Here is a 21,920-nt window from a genome sequence, read left to right as displayed (position 1 = left end):
CGACAGGGAGAACATCCATGGCAACCATCGCAGTCACCGGCGCGACGGGACACCTCGGCCGGCTCGTCGTCGAGGAGCTCCTCGAGTCCGGAGTCGAGCCGTCCACGATCGTCGCGGTCGTGCGGACGCCCGCGCGCGCCGCCGACCTCGCCGAGCGGGGGGTGCAGGTCCGGGCGGGCGACTACTCGGACCCGGCGAGCCTGCCCGCCGCCCTGGCGGGGGTCGACACCCTGCTGCTCGTCTCGGGCAGCGAGCTCGGTCAGCGCGTCGCCCAGCACACCGCCGTGATCGAGGCGGCGAAGGCGGCCGGCGTCGGGTGGATCGTCTACACCAGCGCGCCGCGGGCCGACGTCACCGACCTGTCCCTGGCCGCCGAGCACAAGGCCACCGAGGAGGTGCTCGCGACCGCGGGCGTGCCGTTCACGGTGCTGCGCATCAACTGGTACCACGAGAACTACACCGCCCAGCTCGGCCAGTACCTGGGCCAGGGGTTCATCCTGGGTGCCGCGGGCGACGGCCGGATCAGGGGCGCCTCCCGGGCGGACTTCGCCGCGGGCATCGCGAAGGTCCTGACGAGCGCGGGGCACGAGAACGCGATCTACGAGTTCGGCGGCTCGCCGTTCACCCTCGCCGAGCTGGCCGCGACGGTCACCGAGGTCACCGGCACCACCGTCACCTACCGCGACGTAACGGTGGCGGAGCTTGCCGACGCGCTGGGCCAGGTCGGGCTCGACGAGGCGACGGCGGGCCTGTTCGCCGGCATCGACGGGTCGATCCGCGGCGGTGCTCTCGACGTCGACGCGGACGACCTGCAGCGGCTGCTGGGCCGGCCGACCACCAGCCTGGCCGACTCGGTGCGCGCCGCCAAGGTCTGACTCCACCACGCCCCGGCCGCCCAGCCCCGGCCTCACCCGCCATCCCCATAGCAAGGAAACGGACGTCGAGACGTCCGAACGGGTGAGCCGGACCCGGCTGGGGCCGGTTGCGGTGCGCTCTGCGCGGTCCGAGCCCCGCAACCGTGCAACAACGCACCGCGATGCTTCCCGCGCCGGCCGACGACCCCGCCGGCCCCGTCGGCCCCGTCGGCCCCTCGACGAGCCCGGCGGGCCACTGGGCCCGGGGCCGACGGCTGTCGGAGCCGGTCACCTGCCGGTTTGCCGTCCGTGCGCGGCCGCGGCGAGCGCCACCAGCGCCGTCTGGACCCGGCCGGCGTGGTGGGGACGCAGGTGCAGCAGCGCGACCGTGACCAGGAAGACGGCAACAGGCACGGTTACCACCGCGCTCGCGGCCAACGTTCGATCTCGCCGCGGTGACCCATGGCACCGGGTCCACCACCGCACCAGCTCCGCCGCCGCACCAGGCGGCCAGGAAAAAGCCATCCTTAACTTTTTCCGGGGCCCTGGGATCTTCCTATCGAAGGCCGCCGAGTACGAGTCGACTTGTTTACGCTCCCTTTACAGCCGTCCTCGCCAATCGGCCCGGTCCCCTGTTACGCTTTCCTGGAAGCCGCAAGTAAGGCCGAACCGTAGAATCGGGCCGGTTCCGGTGGCAGGGATTCCGTGGTCGACGACGGAGCCCACCATCGATCCACGGGTCACCGTGGACCCGGCCCGCCTTCAACACTCGACCCGTCCCGGCGACCGGCAAAGAAGGCACTCATGACGTTTGTCGTCACGTCCGGCTGCATTGATGTGAAGGATACCGCCTGCCTGGGCGAGTGTCCTGTCGACTGCATCTACGAGGGCGCGCGGAAGCTGTACATCAATCCGAACGAGTGCATCGACTGCGGGGCGTGCGAGTCGGCCTGTCCGGTCGACGCGATCATGAGCGTCCGGCTGGTACCGCAGGCGGAAGCCGAGTTCGTGGTGGACGAGGCCCGCTTCTTCACCACCATCCTGCCTGGGCGGGATGCACCCGTCGGCGATCCGGGCGGCGCGGGCAGGGTCGGCCCGATCAGGGTCGACACCCCCTTCGTCGCGGGGTACGGACGCTGACGGCACAAGCCGCCGGCGAAGGCTGACGCGGCCACGGCGTCAGCGGGACCGCCGGCTACGGCCGGTGCTCAGGACCACCCCCGTCCGGGCACCGGCCTTTCAACGTCACATCATGCCGCCGGTCGGCCGCAACGAAGCGGCCGACCGGCGGCATTGTCATGAGCCGCCGCCGGCAATCAGGGCCGTGAACGGCGCTGCTTCCCATTCCAGCCTTTTCCGCGCCGGCCTTTCCCGCGCCGGCCTTCCCACCCTTGCCCTTCCCGCGCCGGCCTTTCCCCTGTCCGCCTTTCCAGTGTCCGCCTTTCCCGTGCCGGCCCGCCCAGACCGGGCCCCCCACGCGGGGTCGGTCGACACGGTATTCCCGGGCGGAATCCCGCGGTGGTCGATCCGGTCGTGCCACCATCGGGCCCCGCACGCACCGGGCCGGACATCCCGGAGGGCACCCAAGAAGCGGGCACACACAAGGGGACCAGGCCGACCGGAGTCGGCCTGGTCCCCTCACATCGCGGGACGGGCGGTCCGCCCGGCCGCCCGTCCGCCCCGGCCAGGGGCGCAGCTCCCCGGCCGGAGATCTGGGTGTCAGCCGGCGTGTGCCCAGGAGTCGGTGCCCTTGAGCAGCGTCCGCAGGTCCCCGCGGCCGTCGGGGCGAGCCGTCGCCAGCCGCTCCTGGTAGAGCTGGTCAAAGCTCGGCTGGGAGACCGACCGGTACACCCCGATCGGCGGCTCGGCGAGCGACGTCTCCGCCAGGCGGGCCAACGCGTAGGCGTAGGTCGAGTTCTGGGTGCCCGGGTCGTGGACGACGACGCGGGAGTCGCCGCCGTGACCGATGCCCAGCTCACCGGTGCTCGGGTCGCGGATCACGCCCCACTGCTCGTTGGTGCCGAAAACGATCGGCAGGCCGGGCGAGAGCCGGATCGGGCCGTGCTCGGGCGCCGCCGGGTTGTCCGGCTCCGCGGGGGTCGCCTGGGCGGCGCCCCGGCCGCCCTGGCGGGGAATCGCGCTGAACGTGGGGCAGCCCTGCCGGATCTCCACCAGCGCCGCGCCCTTGTGCGCCGCGGCGGCGGTCAGCGTCGCCGTGAGGTGGCGACGGTCGGAGTCGATCGTGCGGGCCACGAACGTCGCCCCGGCGCCGAGCGCGAGCGCGACCGGGTTGAACGGGTTGTCGAGCGAGCCGAACGGGCTCGACGGGCCGATCGTGCCGACCTTGGACGTCGGCGAGGCCTGCCCCTTGGTGAGGCCGTAGATCTCGTTGTTGAACAACAGGATCTTGAGGTTCACGTTGCGCCGCAGCGCGTGGATCAGGTGGTTGCCGCCGATGGACAGCGCGTCACCGTCGCCGGTGACGACCCAGACCGACAGGTCCGGCCGGTTGATCGAGATGCCGGTCGCGAACGACGGCGCCCGACCGTGGATGGAGTGGATGCCGTAGGTGTCGAGGTAGTAGGGCAGCCGCGAGGAACAGCCGATGCCCGACACCACCACGGTGTTCTCGGGCGCGACGCCGAGGGCCGGCAGCAGCCCGCGCATCGTCGACAGGATCGCGTGGTCCCCGCAGCCGGGGCACCAGCGGACCTCCTGGCCGGTGGTGAAGTCCGCCACCGTGGGCGCCCGCCGGCTGCTCGCGCCGGCCGGCTCCTCGGCCTTTCCGTTGACCGTGCTCATCGTCCCGCCTCCCGGGTCGCGTCGTGCTGGGTGCCAGTGGGGGTGCCGCTGGGGGTGCCGCTGGGGGTGCCGGAGTGGGCCGCGGGCTTCGTCGACGCCGCCTCCGACCTGGCCGCGAGGCGCGCGCCGACGTCGCCGACCGGCTTCGTGCCCGCGTCCGGCGCGGAGTCGGAGTCGATTCCCTGGATCACCCGGGTGATGACGGAGGCGAGCTCCGCCGTCCGGAACGGCATCCCGCGGGTCTGGTTGTAACCGACGGTGTCGATCAGGGTCTCGCGGCGCAGGTGGCCGGCGAGCTGCCCAAGGTTCATCTCGGGCACGAGCACGGTGTGGTACTCGGAGAGCACCGAGGCGAGGTTCGCCGGCAGCGGCGCGATGTGGCGCAGGTGCGCCTGGGCGACCTTCATGCCCTGCGCCCGCACCTCCCGGCAGGCCTCCCCGATCGGGCCCCACGTCGAACCCCAGCCGATCACGAGCACGTCCGCGCCGGATCCCGGCGGACCGCTCGGGTCGTCGACCTCCAGCGGCGGCACGTCGATGTTGTCGATCTTCGACTGCCGGGTCCGGATCATGAGGTCGTGGTTGTCCGGGTCGTAGGACACCGCGCCGGTGAGGTCGGCCTTCTCCAGGCCACCGATCCGGTGGGTCAGCCCCGGGGTGCCCGGGATCGCCAGCGGGCGGGCGAGGGTGATCGGGTCACGCGCGTACGGCAGGAAGACCGGGTTGCCCTCGGCGTCGACCGCGTTCGCCTCGGTGGCCAGGTCGATCCCGATGAACGGCAGCTCCTCGACCTCGGGGACCCGCCAGGGCTCGCTGCCGTTGGCGATGTAGGCGTCGGAGAGCAGGATGACCGGCGTGCGGTAGGCCAGCGCGATCCGCGCGGCCTCCATCGCGGCGTCGAAGCCGTCCGCCGCCGAGCGCACGGCGATCACCGGCATCGGCGCCTCGCCGTGCCGGCCGTAGAGCGCCTGCAGCAGGTCGGACTGCTCGGTCTTGGTCGGCAGGCCGGTGGACGGCCCACCGCGCTGCACGTTGACGATGACGAGCGGCAGCTCCATGATCACCGCGAGGCCGAGCGCCTCGGCCTTGAGCGCCATCCCGGGCCCGGAGGTGACGGTCACGCCGAGCATGCCGGCGAAGGACGCGCCGATCGCCGCGCCGACGGCCGCGATCTCGTCCTCGGCCTGGAAGGACCGCACGTCGAACGAGGCCAGCGCGGCCAGCTCGTGCAGGATCTCCGACGCCGGGGTGATCGGGTAGGCGCCGAGGAACAGCGGCATCGCGGCCTGGTGCGCCGCGGCCACCAGGCCGTACGCGACGGCCTTGTTGCCCTTCATGTGCCGGTAGGTGCCAGCCGGGAGCGGGGCCGGCTTCACCTCGTAGACGTTCGCGAAGGCCTCGGTCGACTCGCCGTAGATCCAGCCGGCGCGCAGCGCGGAGACGTTCGCGGCCTGCACGTCGGGCTTCGAGGCGAAGCGCTTGTGCAGGTAGGCGATCGTGTCCTCGATCGGCTGGCTGAACATCCAGGACACCAGGCCGAGGGCGAACATGTTCTTCGTCCGCGCGGCGTCCTTGCGCTTGAGGTTGTGATCGGCGACGGCGGCCGCGGCGAACCCGGTCAGGTTGACGGCGTGCACCTGGAAGGCGTCCAGCGAGCCGTCGGTCAGCGGGTCGATGTCGTAGCCGGCCTTTTCGAGCCCCAGCACCGTGAACGAATCGGTGTCCAGGATGATGACGCCGCCGGGGCGCAGCTCGGCGACGTTCGCCTTCAGCGCCGCGGGGTTCATGGCGACGAGGACGTCAGGCTGGTCACCGGGAGTCCGGATGTCGTGGTCAGCGATGTGAAGCTGGTAGCTCGAGACGCCGGCCACGGTGCCCGCTGGGGCGCGGATCTCTGCCGGGTAGTTCGGCAGCGTCGCCACATCGTTACCGATCGCGGCCGCCTGGGCGCCGAACCGGTCGCCGGTGAGCTGCATCCCGTCGCCGGAGTCTCCGGCGAAGCGGATCACCACGTTCTCCAGCCGTCTGGCCCCTTCGGACCGTTCGGACAACTGCTCGGTGGGCATGAGGGACCTCATCTCAACGTCGCGATCCCGCGCCGGGAGTGCCAGGACCACGGCGTGGCGAGACTGGCAGCGCGGGCCGGTCATTCAGGGCAGGGCAGATCGGGGAACGGGTAGTTCCGGGGTCCGCCCCGGGGGCGGGGTGACCGCGCCGGACCAGCCGACGGGGGGCCCGTTCGGGCCCGGCCGCTCGGGCCCGGCGGGCTCGGCGGGTGCGGCGGACTGGGGGACCTCGCCGGACCCGCCCTCCCGCAGGGACTGCACGCGCAGCACGGCGCGGGCCACCGTCGCGGCGGCGGCGTGGATCTGGTCGACGGTCGTGAACCGGCCCACGCTGAACCGCAGGCTCTCCCGCGCGGCGGTCGCCGAGCGGCCCATCGCCAGCAGTACCGGGGACGGTTCGTTCCCCGCGCCGTGGCAGGCGGAGCCCGCGGATACCGCCACGTCCGGCAGGCAGGACTGGACCGCGTCGGCGTCCGCGTCGACGAAGCGCAGGTTCAGCGTGTTCGGCAGCCGGATTGGGCCGGGCCGGGCGGTGCCGTCCTCGACCGGCCCGTTGACCTCCAGGGCACCCACGCCGAGCCAGCCGACGAGCAGGTCGAACAGCAGCTCCGTCTGGGCCCGGTGCCGGGTGGCCTCGTCGTCCATCATCGCCGCGGCGATGCGGGCCGCGGCGCCGAAGCCGACGATGCCGGGGGTGTTGAGGGTGCCCGCGCGCAGGCCGCGTTCCTGCCCGCCGCCGTGAATCAGGGGGGTGAGGCGCGCCCGCGCCGGCCGGCCGGCGATCAGCGCGCCGGTGCCCTTGGGACCGTAGATCTTGTGCGCGGACGCGGTGGCGAAGTCGATCCCCGTCTCGATGACCGAGACCGGGATGCGACCGAACGCCTGGGTGACGTCGCACAGGAACAGGGCTCCGGCCTCATGGGCGAGGGCGGCGACCGGTCGGGGGTCGTTGAGCGTCCCCGTCTCGTTGTTGGCCGCCATGACCGCGACCAGCGCGACCTCGTCGGCCTCGCCGCGGCCCCGGGAGCCCCCTGAGCCCTCGGGATCCGCGGCCGGCCCGGCAGTGGGTGGCAGTACGGCTGTGGACGGCGGCACGACTGTGGACGGCGGCACGACTGTGGACGGCGGCACGACTGTGGACGGCGGCACGGGGTGCAGCAGCGCGCGCAGGTGGGCCAGGTCGATGGCGCCGCTCGGATGCACCCGGACGGTCTGCACGCTGCCCCCGTGCAGTTCGGCGGCGGCGTGGGCCGCGGCGAGGACGGCCGGATGCTCGGTGGCCCCGACCAGGACGCGCCGCCGGTTCGGGGGCGCCGTGGCGAGCACCCCGGCGATCGCCAGGTTGGCCGCCTCGGTCGCACCGCTGGTGAACACCACGTCGCGCGGGCGCGCACCGGCCAGGATGGCGACGTCGCGACGGGCCCGTTCGACGAGCCGGGCGACGGCCTGACCGGCCGGGTGCGGGCTCGCAGGGTTGGCGAAGTGCTCCCGCAGCAGCGGCAGCATGGCGTTGAGGACCTCGGGGTCGACCGGGGTCGTCGCGTTGTGGTCGAGGTAGATCACGGCGTGCCCCCCGGGCCGCAGTCCGGGCAGGCCGGGTCACGCCGGGTCCGCGGGGTGCGCAGGTCGACGTCCCACAGGTCGAGATGGACGAGGCGGCCGACCGCCGGCTCGGCGAATCCGCCGGCGACCTTGAGCGCCTCCGTCGCGGCCAGGCAGCCCACCGTGCCCGCGACGGCGCCGAGCACCGGAAAGCCGAGCGGCTCCCAGGCCGGGTCGCCCTCGCCGAACACGCAGCGCAGACACGGCTCCCCCGGCCGGACCACCATCAGGTACGCCTCGGTGGCGTTCATCGCGGCGACGACCAGCGGCACTTCCGCCCGCACGCACAGCCGGTTGATCAGATACCGCTCGGGGAAGTTGTGCCGGGCGTCGACGACGACGTCCGCCTCGGCGATCAGGCCGGGCACGGCCGGGTCCGCGAGGTCGCGATCCACCGCGACGATCTCGACGCCCGGGTGGTGGGCGCGCAGGGTGTCCGCCGCGCAGAAGACCCGTGGCTCGCCGACCCGCTCCGGCCGCATGAGCGTCTGCCGGTTCAGGTCGGGCTCCTCCAGGTCGCCCGGGTGGATCAGGATGAGGCGTCCGACCCCGGCTGCGGCCAGGTAGGTCGCGGCCGCCCCGCCGACGCCACCGACGCCGGCCACCAGCACCGTCGCCCGACTCAACCGCCGCTGAGCCGCCACCCCGAAGCCGGGGATGGTCAACTGCCGGTCGAAGCGCCGGGACGTCTCGGCCATGGGCGGGGCCGCCTGGACGGGCAGGATCCGCGCGGGCGGGCCGGGGCACATCGACCGCAGGCGCGGGTGAGAGTGAGACCGGGCAGTGACCATCGAGCTCTCCGCGGATTCGGCAGGACGGGTGGATGCGCACTGGTCAGGCGGGTCAGGGCCAGGGGCGGACAGGGTCATCGGCGGACAGGGTCATCGGCGGGCCAGGGGGTGGGGCCAAGGCCAGGGGCGGGGTCACGGCCAGGGCAGTCCGGTCGGGCGGATTGCCCCCGGGGTGGCGGCGGGCGGCCGGCAGGTCCGCGGACCTGCGGCCACCCGCCGCCGTCACCCCCGCGCGGGCGGGGCGGTCAGGCGACGAGCGCGACGCGGCCGATCTCCGGCAGCTGCTCCCTGAGCCGGGCCTCGATCACGCCGGTCAGCGTCGCGTTCGCGCTGGAGCAGCCGCCGCAGGCACCGGTCAGGCGCAGGTGCACCTCGGCGGAGCCGGGCTGACCGCCCCCGGCGAGGACGGCGACGACCTCGGCGTCCCCGCCGTCCCCGCGCAGCATCGGGCGGATCTCCTCCATGATCTCCTCGACCTGCTCGCGCAGCTTCGAGTCGGCCGCGGTGCGCTCGGGATCGTCGGACGAGCCGAACGACGACCCGCACCCGCAGGAGCTCTTCGCGTTCGGGTTCGCGAAGGTGAAGCCGGAGGAGGTCAGCGTCTCGGTGTAGTCGACGCGCATCCCGCGCAGCAGGTCGATGCTGGACGTGTGCACGACGACGTCGAAGCCGTCCTGCGGCAGCACGACGTCCCCGGTCTCGGCGCCGGGAACCAGCGCCAGCTTGTAGGTGTAGCCGGAGCAGCCGCCCGGGTCGACCCCGATGCGCAGGGCGAATCCCTCGGTGCCCTGGGTCGAGCCGAGCAGGTGGCGCACCTGCGCCACGGCCTTGTCGGTCAGTTCGATGACGGTGGCGGTCGCGGTCATGGGGTACCTACCTCCGCAGGGGCGCGGTCCGTGACGAGGCGGGCGCCGACCTCGGCCACCGCCTTGTCGATCAGGTCGTAGATCTCGACCGGCTCGATGCCGGCCTCCTCGAGCGCCTCGCGCGGCCCGAGGCCGATCTTGCTGCACAGCACGGCGGCGCAGTCGGACAGCATCGCGATGGTGCGGTCGAGCTTGGAGGCGTCCTCATCGCAGTCCGACGGGCCGTTGCAGTAGCGGTCGACGTCGCGGGTCTGCACCAGGCGGGCCCAGCCCGGGCCGGCCTCGTAGATCCAGAACTCGCCGGCGTGGCCGAAGTGCTGGTTGACGACGCCGCTGCCCTTGGTGGCGACCGCGACCAGGACGACCTCGTCCGGCCGCACGGGCTCGGTGGCCGGCACGTCGGGGATGCGCGCGCCGGTGGCGATGTTGAGGGTCTGCCGGGTCGCGGCGACCTCGGTGCGCCAGCGCTCGATCTCCTCGTGCGCCTGCTGGCGGCCGGCGAGGTCGTAGACGATCTCGCGGCCCTGGAACGTCTCGGGCAGGAACTCGTCGCCGCGGTCCTCGCCGAGCAGGCCGACCGCGTCGGCGCGGCACTGCCGGCAGTGGCGCATCATGTTCATCTCGGCGCCGTCGTCCTGCTCGCACCGGTCCTGCAGAGCCTTGAGCTCCTGCGGGGTCGGGCCGCGCTGGCCGGTCAGGCCGAAGACGGTGCCGTGTTCGGGCGCCGAGACCAGCGGCATCACGTTGTGCAGGAAGGCACCGAGCCCCTTGACGGTCCGGGAGACCTCGACGAGGTGCTCGTCGTTGATCCCGGGGATCATCACCGAGTTGACCTTGCAGAGGATCTTCCGCTCGGTCAGCGCCGCGAGCCCCGCGAGCTGCTGCTCGGAGAGGATCTTCGATGCCTCTCGGCCGGTGTACCGCTTGCCCCGCCAGGCGACCCACGGATAGATCCGCTCGCCGACCTCGGGGTCGATCATGTTGATCGTGATCGTCACGTGGTCGACGTTGAGGTCGACGATCCGGTCGACGAACTCCGGCAGGCGCAGGCCGTTGGTCGACAGGCACAGCTTGATGTCCGGGCAGTCCCGGGCCACCAGCTCCATCGTGCGGAAGGTCGGCTTCGGGTTCGCCAGCGGGTCACCGGGGCCGGCGATCCCCAGCACGCTCATCTGCTTGATCTCGCTGGCGACCAGCTTGACCTTGGCGAGCGCGTCCTCGGGAGTCAGCAGGGTGCTCGTGACGCCCGGCCGGCTCTCGTTGGCGCAGTCGAACTTCCGGTTGCAGAAGTTGCACTGGATGTTGCAGCCGGGCGCGACCGCGACGTGCATGCGGGCGTAGTACTGGTGCGCCTCAGCGCTGTAGCACGGGTGGTTGGCGATCTTCTCGGCGATCTCCGGGTCCTGCACGGGAGCGCTGGTGCCGCAGCTCGTCGTCGTCTTGCAGCCACCGGCCGAGGTGGGCGCCTGCGCACTGCGCCGGGGGAGCCCGCCGGCGGGGGCGCCAGCGACCACCGGCGGCGCGACCGGCTCCCCCGTCACCGTCGGCCGTCCTTCGCGCCGGGCGTGCCGGCGCCGACGGTCCTGCCCGCGGGCTTGACCGGCGGCGCGGGCTTGGCCGGGGTGGCGGCCTTGGCCGGGGTGGCGGCCTTGGCCGCCGGCGTGGGCTTGGGGGCCTCGGCGGGCGTGGTCGGCACGGCGGACTCGGCGTCCGCCGCGGCGGACTTGCAGTTCGCGGACCCGTGCTTGCAGTTCTTCCCCGCGTGCCCGCCGGCGCCGTGCGCCGCGGGCTCGGCCGGCACCTTCTCGGCCACCAGGACGGCGGCCGGGGCCTTGCCCTCCGCCGCCGCGGCGGCGGGCGTGACGGTGGGCTCCGCGTCCGCGGGCTCCGCCTCCGTGGCGTCCTCGGCGGCCTCGAGCTCGCGTTCCAGCGCGCCGACGATGCGGCCGTTTTCGAACGCGATCGCGTAGACGATGTGCTCCTGCAGGTACAGGCCGACGTTGATGACCTGACCGCGGGTGCCGGCCTCGACCAGGATCTCGCCGATGGAGATCGCCGGGTCCGGGTAGGTGCCATCGTTGCGCAGCGCCTTGGCGGCCATGACGACGTCGCCGACGTCGTAGGTGCTGGTGGTCATCGGGCCTCCTCCGTCCGCTCGGACGTTTCCGACGGCTGGGTGGACCCCAACCGCTGCACGGTGATCTCGGATGCCGGCACGAAGGCCGACTGCGGCGCGCGGTCCTTCAGCACCTTGAACAGGCGGTGGTCCAGCGCGGTGGCGTTGGTGAACGCCTCGTAGGAGCGGACGAGCGCGTCGCGGTAGTCGCGCAGGAGATGCCGCGGGTTCTCCGCGTCGGCCCCGGCCTCGGGGAGCTTGGCCAGCTCGCCGGCGAAGTGCTTGAGGATGTGCAGCCGGTTGACGGCCACGACCCGTGGGTCGTAGTCGACCTCCAGCAGGGTGAAGTACTCCTCGGCGGTGGAGCAGCGGTGGAACGCGGCCAGTTGGCCGGCGTCGGTGGTCGCGCTCATCGCGACGTCTCCTTCTCGGCCAGGCCCTCCAACAGGGCGATCTCGGCGTAGGCGTCGTAGGTGCGGCGGGCGACGTCGAGAAGGCCCTCCCAGCCGAGCGGGAGGTCCTCGGCGAGGTCGTGCAGATCGAGCTTGAGCTGGGTGGCCTTGCTCTGGAGCTTGCGCAGCCGCTGCTGGACGGCGGCGGCGTCAAGGCCAGCGGCGTCGGGGGCCGGCGTCTCAGGAGTCATCGCGGGCGACCTCGCTCCAGCGCTCGATCAGCTTGCTCGCGCCGATCACCAGGGCCTCGCCGCGAGCGGCGAGCTCCTCGAACGAGTTGAAGCCGAACCGCTGCACGTCGCGCAGCGCGTTGTCGAGCACGACAAGCCGGCCGGCAAAAATGATCACCCGGCCGAAGCCCTCGCTGTTGAGGTCGAGGATCGTCGTGGTGAACGCGCCGGTCGCCTTCTCGGTCGCGGCGGCGACGGCCTGGTAGAACGACCGCAGCCGGGCCGCGGTGGCGATGTCGAGGTCGCAGTTGGTCGCGATCGTGCGGCGCTGCTCCTTGGTCACCACGAACGGGGCGAGCAACTGCTGGTCGGAGAACCGGTCGAGCTGGCCGTAGGAGTCGCCGGCCCGGACCTGATCGAGCAGGTCACGCAGGAAGTCCTTCGCCTCGCTCATGCCGCGTCTCCCTTCAGCACCGCGGCGACGCTGCGGGTCCAGCTCTGCGCGGCCGGCTGCGGCTCGCGGGCCTTGAGGACCTTGCGCAGCCAGGGCGGCGGGGTCCCGGCCAGCGTCGCGACGTAGCGGGTGAGCAGGTCCTCCACGCTGGTGCCCTTGGCCACCTTCACCGGGTGGATCTTGGCCTTGACGACCTTCGCCGCGGCGGTCCCGCCGATGTCGGCGATGTTGAGGATCACGCAGTCCGTGACCGCGGCGAGCCTGGATTCGATCTTGTCCTGCTCGTCGTCCGACGCCGCCTCGAGCAGGCGGGTCTCGAACAGGTGTGACCCCTCGGGGCCGACCTCGTACACGTCGAACCGTCGGCACCAGCCGAAGTGCTGGTCCACAGCGGTGCCGTCGCCGGTCGCGAAGGCAATCTTCAACACGGGGACTCCTGGAACAGGTTGTCGAGTTCGTCGGGTTCTGCCGTCGGGCGCCCCTGTTGGGGAATCTCGGTGGCGGCCAGGTGACCGGCCGCGGCGGATCCCGGCGAGGCGGGCAGCGGCGGCCGGCCCGGCCGGGCGTGCGCGTGCCCGTGGTCGAGGACCCGGTTCGCCGCGTCGAGCAGCAGCCGCAGGCTGCCGGCGTAGCCGGCGGTACCGGCCAACGCGGTCCCAAGCCGGTCGAAGATCGGAAACCCGATCGGCAGGAACGCGGCGCCGATCCGCTCCGCGATTCCCCGGACGTGGCTGGAGCCGAGGACGAGCTCGGCACCGGCCGCCTGCGCCCGTTCGGCGAACTCGGTCAGGTCGCCGATGACGACCTCGGCCCACGGAGCGTCGGCCAGGGCCGGCGCCGGAGTCGGCGACACCGCGGTCACGATCTCGGCGCCGACGTCGCGCAGCAGCGAACCGGCGGCCAGCAGGATCTCGGGCTCGCCGGCGATCGCCACCCGGACGCCGCCCAGGACGAAGTGCGCGTCGAGCAGGCCGTCGGCAAGGCGCGCGCGGGCCCGGCGGACCTGCTCCGGGGCGGTGCGGCCGGTGTGCGCCATCAGCTCCGCGACCAGGGCGTCCGTCTCGGTCAGGCCGGACAGGTGCCGGTGGCGCAGCAGCCGGGCACCGGTGCGGGCGGCGAGCAACTCGCCCGCGGGGGCGGCGGTGGCGCCCGCGACGAGCACGGCGCCGGCGCGGCGCAGCGAGCGCAGCTCGGCGAGGCCCGCACCGCCGGTCGTCGTCGGCTGCCAGGCCGGGGCGAGGTGGCCGTCGACCGAGGCCGACAGGTCCGGCACCAGCACGGGTTCGAGCCCGAACGCCCGGACCAGCCCGGCGACCTCGTCGAGGTCGGCCGCGGTGAGGGCGGGACCGGCGAGAACGGCGACCAGATCCCGGTCGGCGACATGGTTCCGCTCGGCGACATGGTTCCGCTCGGCGACATGGTTCCGGTCGGCGACATGGTTCCGAGCGGCGACGTCCTCGTCGGTCGTACCGGCCCGCCGGGACAGGGGCGAGGCCGGGACGGTGGTGGTGACCGGCGCCGCGGCGGGGATCGCGCGGGCGGCGCCGGCCAGCATGGTGGCGGCCGGCGAGGTGGCGGCCAGCGGGGCGGCGGGGAGGGTGGCGGCCGGCGGGGCGGAGGCCGCGATGAGCGCGGTCGGCGCGTCCGGGCCGGCCTCGGCCGTCATCGGCGCGGGCACCACCGCCCGGATCAACGCCTCCAGCGCGGCCGACCAGCCGTCGGACAGCCCGCCGAGGAAGTCCGGGGTGGACACCCCGATGATCAGCGGCGCGGTGTCGGTGTCGGCGTCGGCCCAGGTGGCCAGGTAGGTACGCAACTGGCCGCCGACGTCCTCCCCGGAGACCTCGGTGACGCCCGTGGTGAGCAGGCCGATGATGGCCGGACGCTGCTTCTTGCGGATGGCGTCGAGGGTGGCCACCATGGCCTCGCCGCTGCCCATGACCGCGGTCACCTCGCTGATCGCCGTGGTCTGCAGCGGGATCGGCTCGTTGAAGTGCCGGGTCAGCAGGGCCTTGGCGAACGACGCGCAGCCCTGCGAGCCGTGCATGATCGGCAGGGAGTCGGCGAGGCCGAGGAAGACGAGCGCGGCGCCGAGCGGCTGGCTGAACTTGAGCGGGTCGATCGCGGCGCGCCGCTCCCCGGTGATGATCTCGGCCATCAGAGGGCCCCGACCAGGTCCCAGGGGGCGGGCCGGCGGACCTGCTCCCAGACCGGGCTCGCGATCGCCATGTCCAGGCGGCGGGCGAACTCGACCATGCCGGTGTAGCCCGCGTAGGGGATGTGCCGCTCCTGGTTGATGTCGAGGAACGGCAGCCGGCCCTTGATCGCGGTGTACTGGTTGCGGCCGCCGGCGACGAGGATGTCGGCGCCGGTCTCCTCCGCCACCCGCAGCAGTTCCCGCGGACTCCCCTCGGAGATCATCTTGGCGTCGCCGAGCAGCTCACGGATCTTGTCGACGTCGCCGTCGGAGCTCTTGGTGATGCCGCTGCCGACGACCTCGATGCCGAGATCCTGCAGCGCGGACACGATCGACCAGCTCTTGACGCCGCCGGTGTAGAGCACGGCCTTGCGGCCGGTCAGCCGGGCGCGGTAGGGCGCGATCGCGGCCTCGACGGCCGCCTCCTCGACGGCGATGAGTTCCTCCGTGCGGCGGGAGAGCTCGTCGTCATCGAGCAGACGGGCGAAGCCCCGCAAGGTGTCGCCCATCGCGCTGACGCCGTAGAAGCTGCCCTCGAACCACGGGATGCCGTAGCGCTCCTCCAGGCCGCGGGCGAGGCCCAGCAGCGCCCGGGAGCAGACGACCATGGTCGCCTTCGCCCGGTGGGCCGCGGCGATGTCGCGGTAGCGGGCGTCGCCGCTGATGCAGGACCGGACCCGGATCCCCAGCCGGGTCAGCAGCGGCACGACGTCCCACAGCTCGCCGGCGATGTTGTACTCGCCGATGAGGTTGACGTCGAGGTCGGTGACGTCGTCCGGCTCGACGGTGCCGATCACGTGGTCCAGCAGGGCCTGGCCGGCGATCTTGTTGCCGAGGTTCTTGTTCCCAGCGAAGCCCGGGGCCTCGACCGGGATCACCGGCACCCCGGTCTGCTCCGCGGCGGCCGCGCACACCGCGCCGAGATCGTCGCCGATCATCGCGGTGACGCAGGTGGAGTAGACGAAGACCGCGGGCGGCGCGTACCGCTCGACGACCTCACAGATCGTGTCGAACAGGCGCTGCTCGCCCCCGAGCACCACGTCGCTCTCGGTCATGTCGGTGGTGAAGCCGTGGCGGAACAGCGTCGGCCCGGACGACAGGCTGCCCCGACCATCCCAGGAGTTGCCGGCGCAGGCGATCGGGCCGTGGACGATGTGGGCGCTGTCGGCGATCGGGACGAGGGTGATCATCGCCCCGTCGAAGGTGCAGCCGCCGGAGGTACCGCCCGGCTTGGGCTTGGGGCAGCCCGCCTTGCGAGCCTTGGCGCTCTTGGTGTTGTTGTGGTCGCAGGCCGTCTCGGTGAATAGGGCGGCACGTTCAGTAGCAGCCATGGGCCATCCTCGGGAGGGGGCGGTCCTCGGGAGAGGCTGGACAGAGGGTCGATCGGCCCGGGAGGGAGCCGATCGACCCGGCGCGGGGAGATGTCGCCATCGGTCGACCCGCGGGAGGTGGTCGACCGGCCGCAGGGAGCGCGGTGGGCGCGGCCGGCCGACCACGTTCGGATCCGGCTGGGAGCCGGCCCGGCTACAGCGCGGCGCCGATCAGCGAACGGCGTCGAAGCTGTGGTCGGGGGCGTTGCGGTCCATCTCGTCGAGGATCGTGTTGACGAGCTGGGTGAGCAGGTGCAGACCGCCCGTGTACCCGATGATCGGGAACCGGTGCAGGTGGTGCCGGTCGAAGATCGGGAACCCGACCCGGACCAGCGGCACGTTCGCCTCGCGGGAGATGTACTTGAGCTGCATGCTGCCGATGAGCACATCGACCGGCTCGGTGAAGACCAGCGACCGCAGGTGCCAGAGGTCCTTCTCCGGCCACACGGTCGCCTCGTCGCCGAACTTGCTGGCGGAGAGCACCTTCTCCATGCGGGCCTTGAAGGTGGTGTCGGCGTTCGTGCTCACGATGTGCACCGGGATCATCCCGAGCTCGAGCACGAAGCGGGTCAGCGCGACGACGAGGTCCGGGTCGCCGGCGATGGCCACCCGCTTGCCGTGCACGTAGGCGTGCGAGTCGGTGATCGCGTCGACCAGGCGGCCGCGCTCGGCGGTCAGCTCCGCCGGGACCTCGACCTCCGCGACCCTGGCGACCGCGGTCAGGAAGGCGTCCGTGCCCTTGACCCCGAGCGGGGTCTCGAGCGTGATCGTCTCCTGCTTCCAGTCCTTCTCGATGTACTCGGCCGTCCGGCGCAGCGTGGACTCCTGCAGCACCAGGCTCGCGCGGCTGAACTTCGCCAGCGCCCCCTCCGCCAGCGGGGTGCCGCCCGGGTAGAGGTCATACTCGCCGTCCGCCGGGGAGTCCAGCGAGCTGGAGTGGTCGCCCAGGATCAGCGGGTCGACGCCCATCAGCTCGAGGATGCGCTTGTACTCGCGGTGGTTGCCGATGTACGTGTCGAACCCGGGGATGACGTTCAGCCGGACCTTGTCGGACTTCGCCACCTTCGACGCGTCCGCGTCGGGGGACTTCGCCAGCATCTCGATGATGCCCTTGAGCATCACGTCGTAGCCGGTGATGTGCGAGCCCACGAAGGACGGGGTGTGGGCGTACGACACCGGGAAGTCCTGGCTGATCGCCTCCTGCTCGCGCGCCGCGCCGATGTAGGCGAACAGGTCCTCACCGATGACCTCGGCCATGCAGGTGGTGCTGACCGCGATGTGCTTCGGCTTGTAGAGGGCGGTGATGTTCTCCATCGCCTCGACGAGGTTGTTGATCCCGCCGAACACGGCGGCGTCCTCGGTCATCGAGGTGGAGGCGGCGGGCACCGGCTCCTTGAAGTGCCGGGCGAAGTGGCTGCGGAAGTACGCCACGCAGCCCTGCGACCCGTGCACCAGCGGCATGGTGCCCTCGAACCCGAGCGCGGCGAGCACCGCGCCGAGCGGCTGGCAGGCCTTGGCCGGGTTGACGGTCAGGGCCTCCCGGGCGAAGTTCTTCTCCCGGTACTCCCACCCGCGGGTCCAGTCGAGGACCCGCTCGACCTCTTCCTTCGGGGCCGCGTTCTCGAACTCGCGCTTGCCCTCGAACTGCTTCTGGTAGACCTCATCGCGGAAGATGTCGTTGTGGTCAAGGACCCGCAGCGGGACCGCGCTGGTGTGCTCGGGGGTCGTCGTCACCGGACGTCCCTCCTCTCCCCTGTGGGGCTTGTCCCCAGGTGGGGCTTGAGGCCTGCCGCGGCAGCCGCCAGCGACCGTTTCGCCGGTCACGGGGTCGCTGGCGGCTGCGTTCGGCCAGACCTGGATGAACTACTGGTCAGCTACTGCTGGGCGCCTAGCGCCCGAGTGCCCGAAGGGCGGCGGATCAGGCGACCTCGCCGGCCTTCGACCAGGGGGCCTCGAGGAGGTCCCAGGCCGGGCTGTTGATGGCGATGTCCATGTCCCGGGCGAAGACCGCGAAGCCGTCGACGCCGTGGTAGGGCCCGGAGTAGTCCCAGGAGTGCATCTGCCGGAAGGGGATGCCCATCTTGTGGAAGACGTACTTCTCCTTGACGCCCGCACCCATCAGGTCCGGCTTGAGGAACTTGGCGAACTCCTCGAGCTCGAACGCGGTCGGGTCGTCGTAGAGGACGGTGCCTTCCTTGAGCATGCCGTAGGTCCGGGTGTAGTCGTCCTTGTGGGCGAACTCGTAGCCGGTGCCGACGACCTCCATGCCGAGGTCCTCGTAGGCGCCGATGGTGTGCCGGGGGCGCAGGCCACCGACGGCGAGCATGACGCGCTTGCCCTCGAGCCGCGGCCGGAACGCCTTGGTGATCTCGTCGAAGCGCACCTGGTAGCGAGCGATCGCCGCCTCGGTCTTCGCCTTGATCTCGTCGTCGAAGAACTCGGCGATCTTGCGCATGGAGGAGATGATCTTCGTGGGGCCGAAGAAGTTGAACTCGGTCCAGGGAGTGCCGAAGCGCTCCTCCATGGTGGTGCAGATGTAGTTCATCGAGCGGTAGCAGTGGATCAGGTTGAGCTTCGACAGGTGCGTCGAGGCCATCTCGTTGATCGTGCCGTCGCCGGACCACTGGGCGATGACCCGCAGGCCCATCTCCTCGAGGATGCGCCGGGAGGCCCAGGCGTCACCGCCGATGTTGTAGTCGCCGATCAGCGCGACGTCGTAGTCGGTCCGCTCGAAGGAGTCGCCGCCGGTGCCGAGCACGTGATCGCGGACAGCGTCGTTCGCGATGTGGTGGCCCAGCGACTGGCTCACGCCACGGAAGCCCTCGCAGCGGACGGGGATGACCGGGATGTCGAGCTTCTTGGCGGACTTCTTGGCCACGGCCTCGATGTCGTCGCCGATCAGACCGATCGGGCACTCGGACTGCACCGAGATGCCCTTGGCCAGCGGGAACATCTCGACGATCTCGTCGCAGACCTGCTCCAGCTTGGAGTCACCGCCGAAGACGATGTCCTTCTCCTGGAAGTCGGTCGTGATCTGCATCGCCGTGAAGTTGTCGACGCCAAGGTGACCATGGGCGTAGTTGCGCCGGGTGGCCCAGGAGTACTGACCGCAACCCACCGGCCCGTGGCTGATGGTGACCATGTCCTTCACCGGGCCCCACACCACGCCCTTGGAACCGGCGTAGGCGCAGCCGCGGATCGTCATGACCCCCGGGCGGGACTTGATGTTGGACTTGACCTCGCACTCCTTCGACCCCTCGGGGTCGTTGGCCTTGAGGTGCTTGGCCCGGAACTTGGCTGCCTTCTTGGGGTACTGAGACAGAACCTCGGCGATCATCGCCTCGGTCTCGGCCCTCTCGGGTGCCGGTGTCGTCGTCATGGTCGGGACCTCATCCTCGACGGTGCGGAGCAGGTGGGAGTGGGATCGTCAGGCGACGGCGGCGGCCTTGCCGATCACGGTCTCGTCCTCCTGCGCCATGATCCCGAAGTCGATGAGGAGCTCCTCGAGCTCGTCCATGGTGATCGGCGTCGGGATCGTCTTCATGTCGTTGTTGACGATCTTGTTGGCCAGCTCGCGGTACTGGTCGGCCTGGCTGTTCTTCGGGTCGTACTCGATGACCGTCATCCGGCGCAGCTCGGCGTGCTGCACGACGTTGTTACGCGGGATGAAGTGGATCATCTGGGTGTTGAGGCGGCGGGCGAGCTCCATGATCAGCTCGTCCTCGCGGTCGGTGTTACGGCTGTTGCAGATGAGCCCGCCGAGCCGGACACCGCCGGAGTGCGCGTACTTCAGGATGCCTCGGGCGATGTTGTTCGCCGCGTACATCGCCATCATCTCGCCGGAGGTGACGATGTAGATCTCCTGCGCCTTGCCCTGGCGGATCGGCATCGCGAAGCCACCACACACAACGTCACCGAGGACGTCGTAGGTCACGAAGTCGAGGTCCTCGTACGCGCCGGCCTCCTCCAGGTAGGTGATGGAGGTGATGACGCCACGGCCGGCACAGCCGACACCCGGCTCCGGGCCACCGGACTCGACGCACTTGATGCCCCACTGGCCCTCGACGAGCACCTCGTCGAGCTCCAGGTCCTCGACCGAACCCTTCTCGGCCGCGAGCTGGATGACGGAGGTCTGCGCCTTCGCGTGCAGAATCAGGCGGGTCGAGTCAGCCTTCGGGTCACACCCGACGATCATGACCTTCTTGCCCATCTCGGCCATGGCCGCCATGGTGTTCTGCTGGGTGGTGGACTTGCCAATACCACCCTTGCCGTAGAAGGCGATCTGGCGCATGCGGTGCTCCTCCTTGGGACGGTTGCCCGGCGCGCGGTCACCGGGGCTCGGCCATGCCGATCGGGCTGGCCGGGCCGCTAGGCCCGCGGGCTGCCGGACGTGCCGCCGGTCGGTTGACCGGGACGTCGGCACTACCGTGGTGCTGGTCGTACGACCCCGTGACGCGGGGCAGGTCGGTCAGACCTGCTCTTCGCGCCGGGGGGCCTCCGCTCGGGGGGTCGGCATCTCTACCCGCCCGAGAAGCTCTTGGAAGTCGCGGCCGTGAAGGCCGCGCTTGTGCTGGGTGGCGGCGGCACGGACCCGCTCCAGCAGAGGCTCGATCTCGTCGTCCTCGGCGGTCAGTCCGTACTGCTCGAGCGCGTAGCGGACCGAGGCCCGCCCGCTGTGCTTGCCGATCGCCAGCCGCCGGCGCCCGCCGACCTCGGCGGGGTCGAACGGCTCGTACGTCGCCGGGTGGCGCAGGATGCCGTGCACGTGGATGCCCGACTCGTGCGCGAACACCGACTCGCCGACCACCGCCTTGCCCGCCGGCAGCGGCCGGCGCGCGGCCCGCGACACCAGCCGCGCGAGGCTGCGGAACGACGTCGTGTCCAGGTCGACGGGCAGCTTCAGCAGGTGCCGAAGCGCCATCGCGACCTCTTCGATCGGGGCGTTCCCGGCGCGTTCGCCGAGGCCCAGCACGGTGGTGCTGACCCAGGTGAACCCCGCCTGGACGGCGGCGATGGTGTTGGCCGTCGCCAGGCCGAAGTCGTCGTGGGCGTGGATCTCCCACGGCCCCGGGACCGCCCTGACCAGTCGCCCCAGCCGATCGTGCGCGCTCACCGGGTCGAGCAGGCCGACGGTGTCGGCCCAGCGCAGCCTGGTGACGCCCAGTTCCCGCAGTTCGCCCGCCAGGTCCGTGACGAACGCGTCGTCGGCGCGGGAGGCGTCCTCGAAACCGACGCTCACTCGCATCCCGCGATCCGTCGCGTCCGCGACACAGTCGCGGACCCGCAGCCGCGCCCAGGCCCGATCCCGCCCCAACTTGCTCTTCAGGTGCAAGTCGGAGACCGGGATGGTCAGGTGCGCGGTCACGAGGCCGCAGCTTGCCGCGGCCTCGACGTCGCGGTGGTCGGCCCGGCACCAGCCCACGATCTCCGCGTGCGGATCGGTTGCGAGGATCTCCCGCAGCACGTCCCGCTCGGTGACACCCATCGCCGGGATTCCGGCCTCGATCTGGTGTACTCCGATGGCGTCCAGGGCAGCGGCGATGGCGAGTTTCTCGGCCGCGGTGAATGCGACGCCAGGCGCCTGCTCGCCGTCGCGGAGCGTGGTGTCGCAGAATTTGATCGCCGCGTCCGACTGTATCGCCGTGGTAGATGAGCTGGGAAAACGGGGGTCTCGCACTGTCATCACCAGCCGTTGCTCCGGGACTGAAGACCATGGGCTGCGCCGCGAACTGTGGTTCTGTGTTTGTCCGGCGGCGACATGAATCAGACTAGGAGGCGATTATTTCGAGGCTGCAAGCGCCGGTAACTTCCGGGTTAACAGGTATTCTCGGCGGATGAGTGCAAGCTTTTCCACCGGGATATCTCGAAGGATATCTGCCAGGAAAAACTTATCCTTGAAGTTTTCTTTGGGGGACTTCGTGCGGGCCGGGGGTGGCCCAGGTCACCTGGCGGGGGTGGGCCGCCCAGGGCGGCCGGGGGCCCTCGTGGTCGCGCACTTCACCGAGGGCACGAGCCCGTCCGGGACGAAAGGGAGCACCGGCCGAGGCGTCCGACCGTGCATACGCCAGGTTATCCGACCGGACCACCCCGACGATTCCTTTCCGTAGCGCAAATGTCACGGACGGGAATCCAGGACGGTCACGAGGGCGTCTCGACGGAGTCGCGAGAGGGCCGCGGCGG

At 71.5% G+C, this 21,920-nt stretch carries 20 protein-coding genes; 2 read left to right on the top strand and 18 right to left on the bottom strand.

All coding sequences use genetic code 11. From position 1 onward, the window contains the following. Positions 1-17: 17 nt before the first annotated feature. Positions 18-875 carry an SDR family oxidoreductase gene (locus tag AC5R91_RS20340; protein WP_495392916.1) on the top strand — a complete coding sequence of 286 codons (858 nt, stop codon included), beginning with the start codon at positions 18-20 and terminating at the stop codon, positions 873-875. A gap of 267 nt (positions 876-1,142) precedes the next feature. Here the strand turns inward: AC5R91_RS20340 and AC5R91_RS20335 are convergent, their stop codons facing one another. Then, complete coding sequence (locus AC5R91_RS20335) at positions 1,143-1,268, bottom strand: hypothetical protein (protein WP_495392915.1); 126 nt, start codon at positions 1,266-1,268, stop codon at positions 1,143-1,145. Positions 1,269-1,658: 390 nt separating this feature from the next. On the opposite strand from AC5R91_RS20335, the gene fdxA reads away from it, so the two are divergent. Further along, entirely contained in the window at positions 1,659-1,994 is a 336-nt protein-coding gene (gene fdxA / locus AC5R91_RS20330) for a ferredoxin (RefSeq protein WP_495392914.1), read from the top strand. 579 nt (positions 1,995-2,573) lie between these two features. Here fdxA and AC5R91_RS20325 read toward each other — a convergent pair. The 17 genes from AC5R91_RS20325 to nifV form a co-directional block, all read right to left on the bottom strand. Further along, the gene (locus tag AC5R91_RS20325) at positions 2,574-3,656 is read right to left on the bottom strand and encodes a 2-oxoacid:ferredoxin oxidoreductase subunit beta (RefSeq protein ID WP_495392913.1); all 1,083 of its coding nucleotides are present in this window, start codon (positions 3,654-3,656) and stop codon (positions 2,574-2,576) included. Continuing rightward, a complete protein-coding gene (locus tag AC5R91_RS20320) occupies positions 3,653-5,722 on the bottom strand; it encodes a 2-oxoacid:acceptor oxidoreductase subunit alpha (RefSeq protein ID WP_495392912.1) in 2,070 nt (689 codons plus the stop codon). Before AC5R91_RS20320 ends, AC5R91_RS20325 begins: the two co-directional genes overlap by 4 nt. Positions 5,723-5,806: 84 nt before the next feature. Then, a complete protein-coding gene (locus AC5R91_RS20315) occupies positions 5,807-7,285 on the bottom strand; it encodes a cysteine desulfurase family protein (protein WP_495392911.1) in 1,479 nt (492 codons plus the stop codon). Further along, a complete protein-coding gene (locus AC5R91_RS20310; RefSeq protein WP_495392910.1) occupies positions 7,282-8,115 on the bottom strand; it encodes a HesA/MoeB/ThiF family protein in 834 nt (277 codons plus the stop codon). The genes AC5R91_RS20315 and AC5R91_RS20310 overlap by 4 nt, the downstream gene beginning before the upstream one ends. 245 nt (positions 8,116-8,360) lie before the next feature. Further along, positions 8,361-8,981: an iron-sulfur cluster assembly accessory protein gene (locus AC5R91_RS20305; protein WP_495392909.1), complete on the bottom strand. Its 621-nt coding sequence runs from the start codon at positions 8,979-8,981 to the stop codon at positions 8,361-8,363. Further along, positions 8,978-10,522: a nitrogenase cofactor biosynthesis protein NifB gene (gene nifB / locus AC5R91_RS20300; protein WP_495392908.1), complete on the bottom strand. Its 1,545-nt coding sequence runs from the start codon at positions 10,520-10,522 to the stop codon at positions 8,978-8,980. The genes AC5R91_RS20305 and nifB overlap by 4 nt, the downstream gene beginning before the upstream one ends. Next, positions 10,519-11,118 (bottom strand): nitrogen fixation protein NifZ, encoded by a 600-nt coding sequence (locus AC5R91_RS20295; RefSeq protein WP_495392907.1) that lies wholly within the window; start codon positions 11,116-11,118, stop codon positions 10,519-10,521. The genes nifB and AC5R91_RS20295 overlap by 4 nt, the downstream gene beginning before the upstream one ends. After that, the gene (gene nifW, locus AC5R91_RS20290; protein WP_495392906.1) at positions 11,115-11,510 is read right to left on the bottom strand and encodes a nitrogenase-stabilizing/protective protein NifW; all 396 of its coding nucleotides are present in this window, start codon (positions 11,508-11,510) and stop codon (positions 11,115-11,117) included. Before nifW ends, AC5R91_RS20295 begins: the two co-directional genes overlap by 4 nt. Further along, positions 11,507-11,740 (bottom strand): CCE_0567 family metalloprotein, encoded by a 234-nt coding sequence (locus tag AC5R91_RS20285; protein ID WP_495392905.1) that lies wholly within the window; start codon positions 11,738-11,740, stop codon positions 11,507-11,509. The genes nifW and AC5R91_RS20285 overlap by 4 nt, the downstream gene beginning before the upstream one ends. Beyond that, positions 11,730-12,173: a NifX-associated nitrogen fixation protein gene (locus AC5R91_RS20280; RefSeq protein ID WP_495392904.1), complete on the bottom strand. Its 444-nt coding sequence runs from the start codon at positions 12,171-12,173 to the stop codon at positions 11,730-11,732. The genes AC5R91_RS20285 and AC5R91_RS20280 overlap by 11 nt, the downstream gene beginning before the upstream one ends. Further along, positions 12,170-12,601 carry a nitrogen fixation protein NifX gene (gene nifX / locus AC5R91_RS20275; RefSeq protein WP_044885608.1) on the bottom strand — a complete coding sequence of 144 codons (432 nt, stop codon included), beginning with the start codon at positions 12,599-12,601 and terminating at the stop codon, positions 12,170-12,172. Before nifX ends, AC5R91_RS20280 begins: the two co-directional genes overlap by 4 nt. Beyond that, on the bottom strand, positions 12,595-14,331 hold the full coding sequence (locus AC5R91_RS20270) for a nitrogenase component 1 (RefSeq protein ID WP_495392903.1): 1,737 nt from the start codon (positions 14,329-14,331) through the stop codon (positions 12,595-12,597). Before AC5R91_RS20270 ends, nifX begins: the two co-directional genes overlap by 7 nt. Further along, positions 14,331-15,701, bottom strand: coding sequence for a nitrogenase iron-molybdenum cofactor biosynthesis protein NifE (gene nifE / locus AC5R91_RS20265; RefSeq protein ID WP_495392902.1), 1,371 nt, complete (start codon positions 15,699-15,701; stop codon positions 14,331-14,333). Before nifE ends, AC5R91_RS20270 begins: the two co-directional genes overlap by 1 nt. Positions 15,702-15,911: 210 nt before the next feature. Then, the gene (nifK, locus tag AC5R91_RS20260) at positions 15,912-17,474 is read right to left on the bottom strand and encodes a nitrogenase molybdenum-iron protein subunit beta (RefSeq protein ID WP_495392901.1); all 1,563 of its coding nucleotides are present in this window, start codon (positions 17,472-17,474) and stop codon (positions 15,912-15,914) included. A 184-nt stretch (positions 17,475-17,658) separates the two neighbouring features. Continuing rightward, positions 17,659-19,119, bottom strand: coding sequence for a nitrogenase molybdenum-iron protein alpha chain (gene nifD, locus AC5R91_RS20255; RefSeq protein ID WP_495392900.1), 1,461 nt, complete (start codon positions 19,117-19,119; stop codon positions 17,659-17,661). 48 nt (positions 19,120-19,167) lie between these two features. After that, complete coding sequence (gene nifH, locus AC5R91_RS20250; RefSeq protein ID WP_495392899.1) at positions 19,168-20,031, bottom strand: nitrogenase iron protein; 864 nt, start codon at positions 20,029-20,031, stop codon at positions 19,168-19,170. 177 nt (positions 20,032-20,208) lie between these two features. Then, positions 20,209-21,426, bottom strand: a complete 1,218-nt coding sequence (nifV, locus tag AC5R91_RS20245; protein WP_044885614.1) for a homocitrate synthase — start codon at positions 21,424-21,426, stop codon at positions 20,209-20,211. Positions 21,427-21,920: the final 494 nt, after the last annotated feature.

This window comes from Frankia sp. BMG5.60 (assembly GCF_059428125.1).
The sequence above is the reverse complement of the archived record's forward strand: the minus strand, read 5'-3'. Positions and strand labels throughout refer to the sequence as shown.